The organism is Prescottella soli, from assembly GCF_040024445.1.
Classification (GTDB): domain Bacteria; phylum Actinomycetota; class Actinomycetes; order Mycobacteriales; family Mycobacteriaceae; genus Prescottella; species Prescottella soli.
In genome coordinates this window covers 4,876,384-4,890,642 of the sequence record NZ_CP157276.1, presented here as the reverse complement: position 1 = coordinate 4,890,642, position 14,259 = coordinate 4,876,384, and the positions used below count along the sequence as shown (strand labels likewise).

The window sequence follows — 14,259 nt, the reverse complement described above, 5'->3', positions numbered from 1 at the left end:
TCCTGTCACTCGCTGGTTCTCACTCGTTGCCGGTGGTCTCCCGCGTCGACACGACGGCGAGGAGATCGCCGCCTTCGACCTGCGAAGCGCCGGCGATGGCAACGCGCGAGACGATACCGCTGCGCGGTGCCGTGATCGCCGCCTCCATCTTCATGGCCTCGATCGTCGCGACCGTGTCGCCGGCCGAAACCTGCTGGCCCTCGGTCACGACGAGCGTGACCGCGCCCGCGAACGGCGCGGCGATGTGGCCGGGGTTGTTCTTGTCGGCCTTCTCCGCGACCGGCACCTCGCTCGCGATCGAGCGGTCCCGCACCGACACCGGGCGCAACTGGCCGTTGAGGATGCACATCACCGTGCGGTAGCCGCGCTCGTCGGGCTCGGAGATGGCCTCGAGACCGATCAGGAGTTCGACGCCCTTGCCGAGCTTGACCCGATGCTCCTCGCCGCGCCGCAGGCCGTAGAAGAACTGGTTGGCCGACAGCTGCGACGTGTCCCCGTACTTGTCGCGATGCTCCCCGAATTCCTTTGTCGGACCGGGGAACAGGAGACGGTTGAGCGTCGCCTGGCGCTCCTTCGCCGAACCCGACAGACCCTTCTCGTCTTCCGGCGTGAGCGGGTTCTCCGGCTTGGCTGGGCCGCGGCCTTCGAGCGCCTTGGTCCGGAACGGTTCCGGCCATCCGCCGGCGGGCTCGCCGAGCTCGCCGCGCAGGAAACCGACGACGGAGTCGGGGATGTCGAACTTCGCCGGGTCGGCAGCGAACTCGTCAGCGGCGACGTCCGAGCCGACCATGTGCAGCGCGAGATCACCGACGACCTTCGACGACGGCGTCACCTTGACGAGGCGTCCGAGCATGCGGTCGGCGGCGGCGTACTTGGCCTCGACCTCCTCGAAGCGGTCGCCGAGGCCGAGGGCGATGGCCTGCTGGCGCAGGTTCGACAGCTGGCCGCCGGGGATCTCGTGGGTGTAGACGCGTCCGGTCGGGGCGGGGAGCCCTGACTCGAACGGCGCGTACACCTTTCGCAGTGCCTCCCAGTAGGGCTCGAGGTCGCACACCGCCTGCAGGTCGATGCCGGTGTCGAACTCGCTGTGCGCTGCGGCGGCGACGATGGCCGACAGGGCCGGCTGACTCGTCGTGCCGGCCAGCGGAGCCGCGGCGCCGTCGACGGCGTCGGCGCCCGCGTGCCAGGCGGCGAGGTAGGTGGCGAGCTGCCCGCCGGGGGTGTCGTGGGTGTGCACGTGCACGGGCAGGTCGAAGTTGCTGCGCAGCGCCGTCACGAGTTTCGCGGCGGCGGGAGCCCTCAGCAGGCCCGCCATGTCCTTGATCGCGAGGACGTGGGCACCGGCCTCGACGATCTCCTCCGCCAGACGCAGGTAGTAGTCGAGCGTGTAGAGGCTCTCGTTCGGATTCGCCAGGTCACCGGTGTAGGACATCGCGACCTCGGCGATCGTGGTGCCGGTCTCGCGGACAGCCTCGATCGCGGGGCGCATCTGGTCGACGTTGTTGAGGGCGTCGAAGATCCGGAAGATGTCGATGCCGGTGGCCGCGGCCTCCTCCACGAAGGCGCGGGTCACCTTCTCCGGGTACGGGGTGTAGCCGACGGTGTTGCGTCCGCGCAGCAGCATCTGCAGGTTGATGTTCGGCACGGCCTCACGCAGAGCCGCCAGGCGGTACCACGGATCCTCGTGCAGGAACCGCAGTGCCACGTCGTAGGTCGCGCCGCCCCACGCCTCGATCGAGAGCAGTTCGGGCGTCATCCGGGCGACGTGGCCGGCGACGTCGAGCAGTCCGGACGTACGCACGCGGGTGGCCAGCAGCGACTGGTGCGCGTCGCGGAACGTCGTGTCGGTGACCGCGAGCGCCTTCTGCTCACGCAGCGCCTTCGCGAAGCCGTCCGGTCCCAGTTCGAGGAGTCGGTCGCGCGACCCCTTCGGCGGGGCCACGGACAGGTCGATCTTCGGCAGCTTGTCGTGCGGGTACACCGCGGTCGGCCGGTCGCCGTGCGGCTTGTTGACCGTCACGTCCGCGAGGTAGTTGAGGATCTTGGTTCCGCGGTCGGCCGAGCTGCGCAGCGTCAACAGCTCGGGACGCTGCTCGATGAACGACGTCGTCACGCGTCCCGCACGGAAGTCCGGGTCGTCCAGAACCGCCTGCAGGAACGGAATGTTCGTCGCGACACCGCGGATGCGGAACTCGGTCACCGCGCGGCGGGCGCGGGCGACGGCGGCCTCGAGATCGCGGCCGCGGCAGGTGAGCTTGACGAGCATCGAGTCGAAGTGGGCACCGACCTCGGCGCCCAGGTTCGCGCCGCCGTCCAACCGGACGCCCGCGCCGCCCGGGGTGCGGTACGCGGTGATCCGGCCTGTGTCGGGACGGAACCCGTTCGCCGGATCCTCGGTGGTGATGCGGCACTGCAGCGCGGCGCCGCGGATCGTGATCGCGTCCTGCGACAGGCCGAGGTCGGCGAGGGTCTCGCCCGACGCGATCCGCAGCTGCGCCTGCACCAGGTCGACGTCGGTGATCTCCTCGGTCACCGTGTGCTCCACCTGGATCCGCGGGTTCATCTCGATGAACACGTGGTTGCCGCGGGTGTCGAGGAGGAACTCGACCGTGCCCGCGCACCGGTAACCGATCTGCTTCGCGAACGCCACCGCGTCGGCGCAGATCCGATCCCGCAGCGCCGGATCCAGATTCGGGGCCGGCGCGAGCTCGATCACCTTCTGGTGCCGGCGCTGGACCGAGCAGTCCCGCTCGAACAGGTGGATCACGTTGCCCTCGCCGTCGGCGAGGATCTGCACCTCGATGTGCCGCGGATCGACCACGGCCTGCTCGAGGAACACCGTCGGATCACCGAACGCCGACTCCGCCTCGCGCGACGCCGCCTCGATCGACTCCCGCAACTGGCCGCGCTCGGCGACCCGGCGCATGCCGCGACCGCCACCACCGGCGACGGCCTTGACGAAGACGGGGAACTCCATGTCCTCAGCGGCGGCGAGCAGTTCGTCGACGTCCGCGGACGGCTGCGACGACGCCAGCACCGGCAGCCCCGCCGCCTTCGCGGCCGCGATCGCGCGCGCCTTGTTCCCGGTCAGCTCGAGGACCTCGGCCGACGGCCCGACGAACGTGATGCCCTTCGCCTCGCACGCCGCCGCGAGATCGGGGTTCTCGGACAGGAACCCGTAACCGGGGTAGATCGCATCCGCCCCGGCACGCTCGGCGGCCGTGACGATCTCGTCGACCGACAAGTACGCGCGGACCGGATGACCGACCTCACCGATCTGGTAGGACTCGTCGGCCTTCAACCGGTGCACCGAGTTGCGGTCTTCGTACGGGAACACCGCAACCGTTCCGGCGCCCAGTTCGTAGGCGGCACGGAACGCGCGGATCGCGATTTCGCCGCGGTTGGCGACGAGAACTTTGGTGAACATGGGAAGCAAAGTACCTTGCCGCGCGCACCGTCGTGACAGGACCGTCCCACGATGCGGAACACTTCGCAAGCTTCACAAACAGGGCCTCTGACATGCGAAATTGGCAAGTTTGCAAACCGGGGAAGAAGTGCCCTGCACAGACCGTACGAACGGGAATCGACCCGGTGCCGGGGCGTCGGATCAGGCGCTAGGACTTCTCCAGGAACTCGATCCGCTCGGAGTCGAGTGCCGACGCCACCATCGCCGCGAGTCCCGGGTGCTCGGTCAGGTCCGGGTCGGCGTCGGTGACGCCGCGAGCGAACTCCTGCGCCGCCGCGATCACGTCCTCGTGCTCGAGCAGCGACAGCAACCGGAGGGTCGTGGCGCTGCCCGACTGCGCCGAGCCGAGGACGTCGCCCTCGCGCCGCTGCCGCAGATCGAGCTGGGCGAGCTCGAAGCCGTCGTTGGTGCCCGCGACCGCGGTGAGGCGCTCGAACGCCGTCGACCCCGGCATCATGTCCGTGATCAGGATGCACAGCCCCTGATGGCTGCCGCGCCCCACACGCCCGCGCAGCTGATGGAGCTGACTCACGCCGAAGCGGTCCGCGTCGACGAGCACCATGACGGTCGCGTTCGGGACGTTGACACCCACCTCGACCACCGTGGTGCACACCACGACGTCGATCGCCCCGGCCGTGAAGTCGCGCATCACCGCGTCCTTCTCGTCGGACGGCAGCCGGCCGTGCAGCAGCCCGAGCCGCAGATCGTGCATCGGACCCGCGCGCAGCTCGTCGAACAGGTCGACCGCGGATTTCGTCTCCGGCGGCTCCTTGCCGGCCTTGATCAGCTCGGCATCGCTGTCGCCGTCGCCGATCCGCGAACACACCACGTACGCCTGCCGACCGGCCGCGACCTCCTCGCGGATCCGCTCCCACGCCCGCGCCACCCACTGCGGGGTCTGCCGGGCCGCGACGACCTTGCTCACGATCGGCGCCCGCCCCTGCGGCAGCTGCCGCAGCGTCGACGTCTCCAGGTCGCCCAGCACCGTCATCGCGATCGTGCGCGGGATCGGGGTGGCGGTCATGACGAGCACGTGCGGGCTGAGCCCGTCGCGCGCCCGCGAGCGCAGCTGGTCACGCTGCTCGACGCCGAACCGGTGCTGCTCGTCGACCACCACGAAACCGAGGTCGAAGAACTCCACGTTGTCCTGGATGAGCGCGTGCGTGCCGATCACGATGCCCGCGTCGCCCGTGACGATGTCGAGCAGCGCGGCCCGCCGAGCCTTCGTCGACATCGATCCCGTCAGCAGCGTTACCCGGGTCGCCGGATCCGCTGCCCCGAGCTCGCCGGCCGTCCCGAGCGGACCCAGCATTTCCCGCAACGACCGGGCATGCTGCGCCGCAAGCACTTCCGTGGGCGCCAGCAGCGCGCACTGGTACCCGGCGTCGATTGCCTGCAGCATCGCGCGCAGCGCCACGATCGTCTTGCCCGAGCCCACCTCGCCCTGCAGCAGCCGGTTCATCGGGTGCGGCCGGGAGAGATCACTCGAGATCTCTTCGGCCACCTCCTTCTGCCCGTCGGTGAGCTCGAACGGCAGCATTTCGTCGAATGCGGCGGCGATGCCGTCCGGCTTCGGCGGGCACTGCGGCGCCACCCGCACCGCGATGTCCCGTCGGCGCTGCGCGAGCACCAACTGCAGTGCAGCGGCCTCGTCGAAACGCAGTCGTTCCTGTGCCCGGCCGATGTCGTCCCGGGTGTCGGGGAGATGCACCAGGCGCAGCGCCTCGTCCAGACCGATCAGGCCGTGCTCGTCGCGCACCTCGCGCGGCAGCGGGTCGTCGACGACATCGAGTTGGTCGAGCACCTGCCGGACGCACCGCAGCAGGGTCCAGCTCTCGACCTCGCGGGTCGCCGGATACAGCGGGATCAGCTCGCGATCGAAGATCGACATGTCCACCCCGGCGGCCGAATCCTGGGTGGCCCGGGCCATTCCGGCGAGAGCGCCCGCGCCCTGCACATGCGCCATCGAGACGACCGGGTCCTCCCCCTCGGCCGGCTCCGGCAGGATCAGATAACTCGGGTGCGTCAGGCTCCACTTCCCGCGGAAGTACTTGACCGTGCCCGAGAACATCGCCCGGACGCCCTTGCGGACCGCGTGCTTGACCTTGTGTGGATTGAAGAACGTGACGTCGACGCTCTGCGACTCGGCGGCCAGCACCACCTTGAGCATCTGCCCTCGACGACTCTTCATGTTCACCACGTCGGCCTTGACCACCCGCGCGATGATCGTGATGTGCGAGCCCTCCTCGGGCTCCTTCTCGGTCAGCTCCCGGCCCTGCGCCGCATAGCGGTGCGGATAGTGCCGCAGCAGGTCCTCGACCGTGTGAATGTCGAAAGCGTCGACCAGCGCGTCGGCCGTCTTCGCCCCCAACAGGTGGTCGAGGCGATCACTCAGCGTCGCCATCCTCGTCGCCATCCTCCGTCTCCTACTCGACCCCGAACTGCAGCAGGTCACGACTCTGCCCGCCCCGGTAGACCATCACCTCGACACCCGGGTGCCGCGACGAGATGTACGAGGACACCCGCTCCCCCAGATCGTCCGTGGCCTTCGCGCCGAGCAGGATCGTCACCAACTCACCGCCGGACCCCAACACGAGGTCCACGAGTCGGCAGCCCGCCGCGGCGACGTCCCGTTCGATCACCACGACCTCGTGGCCGACCAGGCCCAGCCCGTCCCCCGGTTCGCAGGTACCCACATACGTGAGTGCGCGCTCGTCGGCGATCCGCAGCGATCCCCACCGGGTCGCGGCGGCGGCCTCCGACATCGAGAACGCGTCGTCCACCGCGATCCGGTCAGCGTCGTGCACCGCGATCGCAGACAGCGCCTGCACCGTCGACGAACTGGGCAGGAACACCACCTCGCGGTCGTCGGCGCGGGCCTGCGCGCCGACCGCGACCAGATCCTGCGCGGGCAGGGCGCCGTTGGGCAGCACCATCACCTCGCGTCGGCCGGTGCCGCGGATCGCAGCGAGCAACTGGTCCGGGGTGATCGCGCCGTCGGAGCGCAGCACGTGCGCCCCCTCCTGCGCGAACAGTTCGGCCGCCCCTTCCCCCTCGACCACCGACACGACCGCCCGCAGGCCGCCGCCGGTGACTGCCGCGGTCCGCGCCGCGTCGAGCACGAAACAGGTGATCCGCACGTCCGAGAGCCGCCCGGCGGCGAGACCGGCCTCGACCGCGGCGCCCGCGTCCGCGCAGTGCACGTGGACCGACCAGGTAACGGAGGAGTGGTCGGCGTCGTCGGCGTGGCCGCCGTCGCTGACGATGACGACCGAGTCGCCCAGGTCGCACAGGTGCGCCCGCAGCGATGCGATGCGGGTGTCGTCGCTGTCCGCGACGAGATACATCACCTCGTAGTCCTGACCGGGCACCTCGTGGACGGTGTGCGGCGCCGCGCACCCATCGCCCGCTTCCGCTGCGGATTGCTCGCGGGTCGCCGGAACCGGCGCCCGCTCGGGGACACGACCGGTGACGACCCCGACCAGGGCGTCGAGGATCACGACCAGCCCGCGTCCGCCCGCATCGACCACCCCGGCCGCCCCGAGCACGTCGAGCTGCGACGGCGTTCGCAACAGCGCGGCGGATGCCGCGTCGGCCGCCACCTGCACCAGGTCCACCAGCGACGTGCCCGGCGCGCTCGTGTCGGCGGCGTCGGCGGCGGCCGCGAGCACCGTGACGATGGTTCCCTCCATCGGGACGCTCACCGCCTCGAGCGCCAGATCCGACGCGTGCCGCAACGCCGACCGGAAGGTGGCGGCGTGCAGGATGTCGGTGTCCGCGGATTCGGCGATACCGCGGGCGAACCCGCGCAGGACCTGGGACAGGATCGCCCCCGAGTTTCCGCGGGCGCCCGACACCGCGCCGCGCGCGAGTGCGCGGACGACCTCGGAAGCCGGGAAGGACGCCTCACGCTCGACGGCGGACCCCACCGCCCGGACCGCTGACCGCATGGTCGCGAGCAGATTCGTGCCGGTATCGGCGTCCGGCACAGGAAAGACGTTGAGGTCGTTGATCTCTTCGCAGTGCTCCTCGAGGCTGGTGACGCACGCGAGAGCCCACCGGTGCAGCGCCTGGCCGTCCACCGTTTCCGGGACCTCGAGCACTCGCCTGTCCTCTCCTGCGCCGACCTCGCACGACCACCGGGCCGGAACCTCGGAGAGGTCCGCCGATCCCGGCCAGGCAAGCCTAGCGGGACGTCCGGACAGCCCGCCGTTCCCGCACCGCGGCCGGAAGGTAAGCTGGTTCGAGTCCTTCGGTGCGCTCCGAGGAGCCCATTTCCGTCGCCGGATCGGTGATTTGGCCAATCCAGGCGGAAGCGGTTACCCTAGTCGGGTTGCCCTGCACGAGTGGCTCTGCTGCGCGTGTTCGAAGGCGCATACAAGACAATGTTTGACTATCACAAGGAGTTCGCGACTATGGCTGCCGTCTGCGACGTTTGCGCCAAGGGCCCCGGCTTCGGTAAGTCGGTCTCGCACTCGCACCGGCGTACCAACCGTCGCTGGAACCCGAACATCCAGACCGTTCGCGCTGAAGTTGCCCCGGGCAACACCAAGAAGCTGAACGTCTGCACCTCTTGCCTGAAGGCTGGCAAGGTGGTCCGCGGCTGATACAGCCCCTCGGACAGTTCTCACCGAACCCCCGACACCACTGGTGTCGGGGGTTCGGTCGTTTCTGGGCCCGGCCCGTCGCGGTGGATGGGACCGAAGTTCCGATCCACTCGATGCGGACAGTTACTGTGCTCACGTGACTGCAACCGATGCACCCAGCTATGTCCGGATCGAGGACGGCGTTCTGCGCGTGGCCGTGTCCACCGCCGCGAACGGAACCTCTCTCCACATCGACGGAATCACCCAGGCCATCGCCGCACTGCGCGAACTCCCCAGCGACGTAGGAGCCGTACTGCTGGTCGGCGACGGAGCGAACTTCTGCGCCGGCGGCAACGTACGGGCCTTCGCGTCCGCCGAGCGCCGCGGCGAGTACGTCGGCGAGGTCGCCACCGGGTTCCACGAGTTCGTCCGCGCCCTCGACGCGACCCCGGTTCCCGTGGTCGCCGCCGTCCACGGCTGGGCGGCGGGCGCCGGCATGAGCATCGTGTGCCTCGCCGACATCGCGATCGGCGGCACCTCCACGAAGCTGCGTCCCGCCTACCCGTCGATCGGTTTCACGCCGGACGGCGGCATGTCGTGGACGCTGCCGCGCGTCGTCGGCGCATCCCGCGCCCGTGAGATCCTCCTCACCGACGCCGTCGTGGGCGGCGAGGAGGCCGTGCGTCTGGGTCTGCTGAGCCGCCTCGTCGAGGACGATCAGGTGCAGGACGAGGCGCTGCGCGTCGCGCGCACGCTCGCCGCCGGCCCGACCGCATCGTACGCGGGCATCAAGAAGCTGTTCGTGAGCAGCCGAACCAACACGCTGTCGGAGCAGCTCGACGCCGAGACCGCGTCGATCTCCGCGGCCGCCGACGGCCCGACCGGCCGTGAGGGCGTCGACGCGTTCGTCGAGAAGCGCCGCCCCGACTTCTCGTCGGTCCGCAACGGATAGATCAGAGGCGCGGACCCCGGTCGGCCGTCAACACTCCACGGTCACGGCCACCGGGGTCCGGTCCGCACGGCAGTGCACCTTCGGCCCATAGCCGTCCATGAAGGCCTGCTCGAACAGTCCCTCGTCGTCGGACAGATCGATCCCGAAGTCCCCCGAGTGGTAGACGGTGACGGCCTCCACGCCGAACCCGGCGACGAACCGTGCACGGTCGTCGTCGGTGTCGTCTTCGTCGCGCCCCCACTCCCACAGGTAGCCGACGGCCGCATCGTGGACCGCCGGCAGATCCGCCAGGATGTCACGCACCACCGGTAGCAACTCTTCGATCCGCGCGCGGCTCACGCCGTCGAACAGCACCCCGACGGACCGACCGCCGAACGTGCCGGCCTCCGGAACCTCGGCCGTGTAGCCCATCACCGACGGCACTCGCACGACGATCTCAACACCCAACACCGGATCGCTCAGCGGCACGTCCGGACCCGACACCTCGACATCGGCGGCCGGAAGGTTCGGAGCATCGAGGAAGGCCCGCTCGTCCTGTTCCTCGTAGTGCGGATTGTCCTCGGCAGGCACGAGGTACGGGACGACGGACAACTGCCCCGGTGACGCGACGAGCACCCTGCCGTCGTCGGAGTGCAGGTGCACTCGGTTCGCCTCGTGGGTGACCGTCGCGACCCGGAACCGGCGGGGAACCGGGCGCGACAGCCTGCCGATCTCGAGGACTTGCCCGTCATCGGTGTCGAGGACGCGGACGGATTCGGCAGGTGTGCTCATGATCGGCACTCTAACAACGAACCGAACGTCAGGGCAGACGCCAATCCACCTGATCCGCACCGAGTTCCGCGAGCAGCGTGTTCGCGCGACTGAACGGCCGCGACCCGAAGAAGCCGCGCGACGCCGACAACGGCGACGGGTGCGCCGACTCGACCGTCGGAACATCGCCGAGCATCGGCTTGAGCGTCGCCGCGTCACGCCCCCACAGGATCGCCACCATCGGGGTCCCCCGTTCGACGAGCGCGCGAATCGCCTGCTCCGTCACCGCTTCCCAACCCTTGCGGCGGTGCGATCCGGCATCACCGGGCGCGACGGTGAGCACCCTGTTGAGCAGCAGCACACCACTCTCGGTCCAGGGCGTCAGATCACCGTTCGATGGTGTCGGGTACCCGAGGTCCTGGCTGTACTCGGTGAAGATGTTGTTCAGACTCCGCGGCACCGGCCGGACGTCGGGGGCCACCGAGAAGCTCAGGCCCACAGCGTGACCCGGCGTCGGGTAGGGATCCTGTCCGACGATGAGCACCCGCACGTCCTCGAACGGATGCGTGAACGCACGCAGGACGTTGTCGCCGGCCGGCAGGTACTGACGCCCGGCCGCGATCTCGGCCCGCAGGAAGTCGCCCATCTCGGTGATCCGGCCCTCGACGGGCGCCAGCGCCTTCGCCCACCCGGGATCGATCAGGTCGGCGAGAGGTGTGGCCGCCATCAGTCGAGCCTGCGCAGCGAGTCGCGGTAGTACGCGGCGTTCGCCTGGTACAGCTTGACGTTCAGGTCGAGGTGTCCCTCCGGAACCTCGTAGCCCTCACGGACCTTCGCCGGCACACCGAGCGCCATGCTGCGCGGTGGGACCTCCAACTTGAACGGGACCACCGCGCCCGCGCCGACGACCGAACCCGCGCCGACGACGGACCCGTTGAGCACGACCGACCCGGACGCGATGAGGCAGTTGTCGCCGATCGTCGCGCCCTCGATGTGCGCGTTGTGGCCGACCACGCACCCGGCGCCGATGATCGTGGCGTCGACCGACGTGCAGTGGACGATCGTGCCGTCCTGGATGTTGGTGCCGGCACCGACGCTGATGGTGCCGTAGTCACCACGCAGGACCGCCTGCGGCCAGATCGAGGCGCCCGGCCCCAGCGTGACGGCGCCGATGACGACGGCGTCGGGGTGGACGTAGGCGTCCGGAGCGATGTCCGGTTCGCGATCACCGAGTGCATAGATAGCCATGCCTGCAACCTATCCCGCGTCGAAGCTCTGCCAACCGCCGGAGGCCGTCCAGTCCCGTCCGTCGACAAGCACAGCCGAGCCCTCCGCAGTCTCGTCGTCCCCAGGCACGACGTCCCCGATGACCGCCCACCCGTCGGGCAGGTCCGCGTCCGACGCGAAGGTCGCGGCCAGGGCGTGGTCCTCACCACCGGCCAGGATCCACTCCCACGGGTCCGCGCCCACCCGCTCTGCCACGGCCGCGAGCGCCGGGTCGAGTCCGATCCGGCTGCGGTCGAGCCGGATCCGCACGTTCGAGGCGTCCGCGATGTGACCCAGGTCGGCGACGAGGCCGTCCGAGATGTCCGTCATGGCCCGCGCACCCGCCGTGGCCGCCTCGACGCCGGCGCGGTACGGCGGGGTAGGCACGCGGTGGGCGTCGAGCAGCGCGGCGACCGACTCATCGGACGCCCGGTCGGCGCCGGTGAGTCCGGCCGAGAGCAGCGCGAGCCCGGCGGCCGAACGCCCGAGCCTGCCCGCGACCGCGACGACGTCGCCGGCGCGCGCACCCGACCGAAGCACCGGAGCCCGGCCCTCGAGGTCGCCCAGCACCGTCACCGACACCACCACCCGGTCGGACTGCACCAGGTCTCCGCCGACGACACCGGCCCCGATCGCCTCCGCGGCGAGCCCGATGCCCTCGGAGATCCCGGCCGCGACGGCCACCGGGGTGTCGGGCGGGCAGCCCAAGGACACGAGGAAAGCGGTCGGCCGGGCCCCCATCGCGGCGATGTCCGCGCCGTTCTGCGCCACGGCCTTTCGCCCGACCTGCTCGGGCGTCGACCAGTCCAGACGAAAGTGTCGGCCCTCGACGAGCATGTCGGCCGACACCGCGACGCGCCCGTCCGGTGCGCGCACCACCGCGGCGTCGTCGCCGGGCCCGAGGAGTGTCGTCGCCGGCTGGGTGCGGCCCGCGACGGCCCGTCCGATCACCGCGAACTCGCCGAGTTCCGCGACGGTGCGATCGGCGTCGTCCTGCTTCGGTCGTGGCGTGTCGATGGTCGCCCTCCCAGTTTCGAAGTCGTGGCCGTTTCGGCTGATCGTCCCCGCGGGCGGCCCAGGTCACACGTTGGGGTGCCGCGACTGCGGTACCTTTTAGTTTGCGGCCGGGCATCCCGGTGCGGGACGCCGGCAGGCGTGTCGCGGGGAGTCCCCGGGGACTTTCGAGACTCTACCGAGATGACGGCGCACGACGACGGGAAGGGATGGACCCGTGGTGCAGGCTTTCGTACTGATCCAGACAGAGGTCGGTAAGGCCGCCGCGGTCGCGGCGACACTCTCCCGGATAGCGGGTGTCGACTCGGCCGAGGACGTGTTGGGACCGTACGACGTGATCGCCCGAGTGGGCGCACCCGTCGAATCGAGTCTGTCCGACGTCGTCGACGACATGAAGAAGGTTCAGGGCATCACCCGGATCCTGACCTGCCAGATCGCGGCGCCGGCCGCACCGACCGAGAACTGAGATGTCCGAACCCGAACACGCCACAGCCGAACAGACCGAAGAACACCCCGCGGAGAGGCGCCACCCGGCGCTGATCGCCACGGCCGTCGCGCTCCCGGTGGCGCTGGTGGTCGGTGTCATCGCCGCCGCCGCCATCGCGAACCGGACGCCGGCGAAGGAGTCCGTGGGCCTCGGCCCGGTGGAGGCCCCAGCCGCGCAGTCCGCCGAGTGCACCGAACTCATGGGGAATCTGCCCGAGAACCTCGGTGACTACACCCGCGCCGAACTCCGGGATCCGGCTCCCGAGGCCACCGCCGCCTGGCAGCCGACGGAGGGCGACCCCGTCGTCATGCGGTGCGGGTTGCCCCGGCCGCCGGAGTTCAACCAGGCGTCGCCGCTCTCCGTGGTCGACGGCGTGCAGTGGTTCGAGATCTCCGGTGCCGCGCAGGGCATTGAGGCCAGCACGTGGTACACCGTCGACCGCGGCGTGTACGTCGCACTGACCGTGCCGAACGGGTCGGGTCCTACACCCCTGCAGGACGCGTCGGCCGCAGTCACTCAGGCGCTGCCGCAGCAGCCCCTCGATCCGGCACCCGTCCCCAATCCGTGAGTCCCGGGCTCCGGTTCCACCGGAGCCCGGTCCCGCGGGACTGTGTCAGCGAAGCCCGGTGCCCCGGGCGAGCGCGGTGTCGACGAGCGTCGAGACCAGGTCCGCGTATTCGACGCCGACCGCCTGCCACATGCGCGGGTACATCGAGATCGACGTGAATCCGGGCATCGTATTGATCTCGTTGATCACCGGACCCTCTGCGGTGACGAAGAAGTCGACCCGCGCCAGACCCTGGCAGTCGAGCGCCCGGAATGCCCGGACGGCGAGTTCGCGGATCTGCTCGCTGATGTCGTCGTCGAGCTTGGCCGGGACGTCGAACTCGCAGACGTCGTCGAGGTACTTGGTGTCGAAGTCGTAGAACGCGGACTCGTCGCCGTCGGTATCGGGCATGCGGATCTCGGCCACCACGCTCGCCCGCACGTCGCCGTCCGGGAACTCGAGGACACCGCACTCGACCTCGCGTCCCACGATGCCGGATTCGACGATCACCTTGGGGTCGTGCTTCCGGGCGTGGGCCACCGCGTCGTCGAACTGGTCCCAGTCCGCGACGCGCGTGATGCCGATCGACGATCCGCCGCGCGCGGGCTTGACGAACACCGGCAGTCCGAGGCGCTCCTTCTGCATGTCGGTGAGCGTCGCGGTACCCGGCCGCAACACGACCTGGAAGCCGATCGGAAGACCCTCGGCCGCGAGGAGCTTCTTGGTGAACTCCTTGTCCATGCCCGCGGCGCTCGCCAGCACGCCGGGGCCGACGTACGGGATGCCGGCGAGTTCGAGGAGGCCCTGAATGGTGCCGTCCTCGCCGTACGCGCCGTGCAGGACCGGGAACACGACGTCCACCGACGCGAGAATCTCCCCCGCACGCGTCTTGTCGAGCGCGACCAACGCACCCGAGCGGGTGGGGTCCGCGGTGAGAGCCAGCGACGTGCCGTCCGCGTCGACGGTCGGCATGGACCGGTCGCGGATGGCCAGCGTGGCCGGGTCGGTCGATCCCAGGACCCAGGACCCGTCCGTCGTGATCCCGATCGGTACCACCTCGTAGCGCTCCGGGTCGAGGTTCCTCAGGACGCTGCCGGCGGACACACAGGACACAGAATGCTCGTTGCTACGGCCACCGAAGATGACGGCGACCCTGGTACGCGGATTGTTCACGCCCCAAACCGTACCGTC

At 70.1% G+C, this 14,259-nt stretch carries 12 protein-coding genes; 4 read left to right on the top strand and 8 right to left on the bottom strand.

What is annotated here, in order from left to right; translation table 11 throughout:
* Positions 1-19: 19 nt before the first annotated feature.
* The 3 genes from ABI214_RS22750 to ABI214_RS22740 all read right to left on the bottom strand — a co-directional run bounded on the left by ABI214_RS22750 (position 20) and on the right by ABI214_RS22740 (position 7,569).
* The gene (locus tag ABI214_RS22750; RefSeq protein WP_348604707.1) at positions 20-3,427 is read right to left on the bottom strand and encodes a pyruvate carboxylase; all 3,408 of its coding nucleotides are present in this window, start codon (positions 3,425-3,427) and stop codon (positions 20-22) included.
* 187 nt (positions 3,428-3,614) lie between these two features.
* Positions 3,615-5,870 (bottom strand): ATP-dependent DNA helicase RecG, encoded by a 2,256-nt coding sequence (recG, locus tag ABI214_RS22745; protein ID WP_348611952.1) that lies wholly within the window; start codon positions 5,868-5,870, stop codon positions 3,615-3,617.
* Positions 5,871-5,892: 22 nt separating this feature from the next.
* Positions 5,893-7,569, bottom strand: a complete 1,677-nt coding sequence (locus ABI214_RS22740) for a DAK2 domain-containing protein (RefSeq protein WP_348604706.1) — start codon at positions 7,567-7,569, stop codon at positions 5,893-5,895.
* Positions 7,570-7,881: 312 nt separating this feature from the next.
* Here ABI214_RS22740 and rpmB point away from each other — a divergent pair, with 312 nt between their 5' ends.
* Complete coding sequence (gene rpmB / locus ABI214_RS22735; protein ID WP_137799103.1) at positions 7,882-8,073, top strand: 50S ribosomal protein L28; 192 nt, start codon at positions 7,882-7,884, stop codon at positions 8,071-8,073.
* Positions 8,074-8,209: 136 nt separating this feature from the next.
* Positions 8,210-9,004, top strand: coding sequence for an enoyl-CoA hydratase/isomerase family protein (locus tag ABI214_RS22730; RefSeq protein WP_348604705.1), 795 nt, complete (start codon positions 8,210-8,212; stop codon positions 9,002-9,004).
* A gap of 27 nt (positions 9,005-9,031) precedes the next feature.
* On the opposite strand, the gene ABI214_RS22725 is transcribed toward ABI214_RS22730, so the two are convergent.
* From ABI214_RS22725 to ABI214_RS22710, 4 genes are read right to left on the bottom strand one after another with little or no spacing between them, the layout of a single operon-like run.
* Positions 9,032-9,775: a hypothetical protein gene (locus ABI214_RS22725; RefSeq protein WP_348604704.1), complete on the bottom strand. Its 744-nt coding sequence runs from the start codon at positions 9,773-9,775 to the stop codon at positions 9,032-9,034.
* Between the two features lie 28 nt (positions 9,776-9,803).
* Entirely contained in the window at positions 9,804-10,481 is a 678-nt protein-coding gene (locus ABI214_RS22720) for a uracil-DNA glycosylase (protein WP_348604703.1), read from the bottom strand.
* Positions 10,481-11,002 (bottom strand): gamma carbonic anhydrase family protein, encoded by a 522-nt coding sequence (locus tag ABI214_RS22715; RefSeq protein ID WP_348604702.1) that lies wholly within the window; start codon positions 11,000-11,002, stop codon positions 10,481-10,483. The genes ABI214_RS22720 and ABI214_RS22715 overlap by 1 nt, the downstream gene beginning before the upstream one ends.
* 9 nt (positions 11,003-11,011) lie before the next feature.
* Positions 11,012-11,971 carry a thiamine-phosphate kinase gene (locus tag ABI214_RS22710; RefSeq protein ID WP_408586312.1) on the bottom strand — a complete coding sequence of 320 codons (960 nt, stop codon included), beginning with the start codon at positions 11,969-11,971 and terminating at the stop codon, positions 11,012-11,014.
* A 280-nt stretch (positions 11,972-12,251) separates the two neighbouring features.
* Here ABI214_RS22710 and ABI214_RS22705 point away from each other — a divergent pair, with 280 nt between their 5' ends.
* Positions 12,252-12,500, top strand: a complete 249-nt coding sequence (locus tag ABI214_RS22705) for an Lrp/AsnC ligand binding domain-containing protein (protein WP_408586310.1) — start codon at positions 12,252-12,254, stop codon at positions 12,498-12,500.
* Position 12,501: 1 nt separating this feature from the next.
* On the top strand, positions 12,502-13,089 hold the full coding sequence (locus tag ABI214_RS22700) for a DUF3515 domain-containing protein (RefSeq protein ID WP_348604701.1): 588 nt from the start codon (positions 12,502-12,504) through the stop codon (positions 13,087-13,089).
* Positions 13,090-13,134: 45 nt separating this feature from the next.
* Here ABI214_RS22700 and ABI214_RS22695 read toward each other — a convergent pair whose 3' ends face one another.
* Positions 13,135-14,241 (bottom strand): D-alanine--D-alanine ligase family protein, encoded by a 1,107-nt coding sequence (locus tag ABI214_RS22695; RefSeq protein WP_348604700.1) that lies wholly within the window; start codon positions 14,239-14,241, stop codon positions 13,135-13,137.
* Positions 14,242-14,259 lie beyond the last annotated feature (18 nt).

Coding starts and splice junctions, on each gene's coding strand:
- ABI214_RS22750 (WP_348604707.1), bottom strand. CDS start 3,427: ATGTTCACCAAAGTTCTCGTCGCCAACCGCGGCGAAATCGCGATCCGC.
- recG (WP_348611952.1), bottom strand. CDS start 5,870: ATGGCGACGCTGAGTGATCGCCTCGACCACCTGTTGGGGGCGAAGACG.
- rpmB (WP_137799103.1), top strand. CDS start 7,882: ATGGCTGCCGTCTGCGACGTTTGCGCCAAGGGCCCCGGCTTCGGTAAG.
- ABI214_RS22725 (WP_348604704.1), bottom strand. CDS start 9,775: ATGAGCACACCTGCCGAATCCGTCCGCGTCCTCGACACCGATGACGGG.
- ABI214_RS22720 (WP_348604703.1), bottom strand. CDS start 10,481: ATGGCGGCCACACCTCTCGCCGACCTGATCGATCCCGGGTGGGCGAAG.
- ABI214_RS22715 (WP_348604702.1), bottom strand. CDS start 11,002: ATGGCTATCTATGCACTCGGTGATCGCGAACCGGACATCGCTCCGGAC.
- ABI214_RS22700 (WP_348604701.1), top strand. CDS start 12,502: ATGTCCGAACCCGAACACGCCACAGCCGAACAGACCGAAGAACACCCC.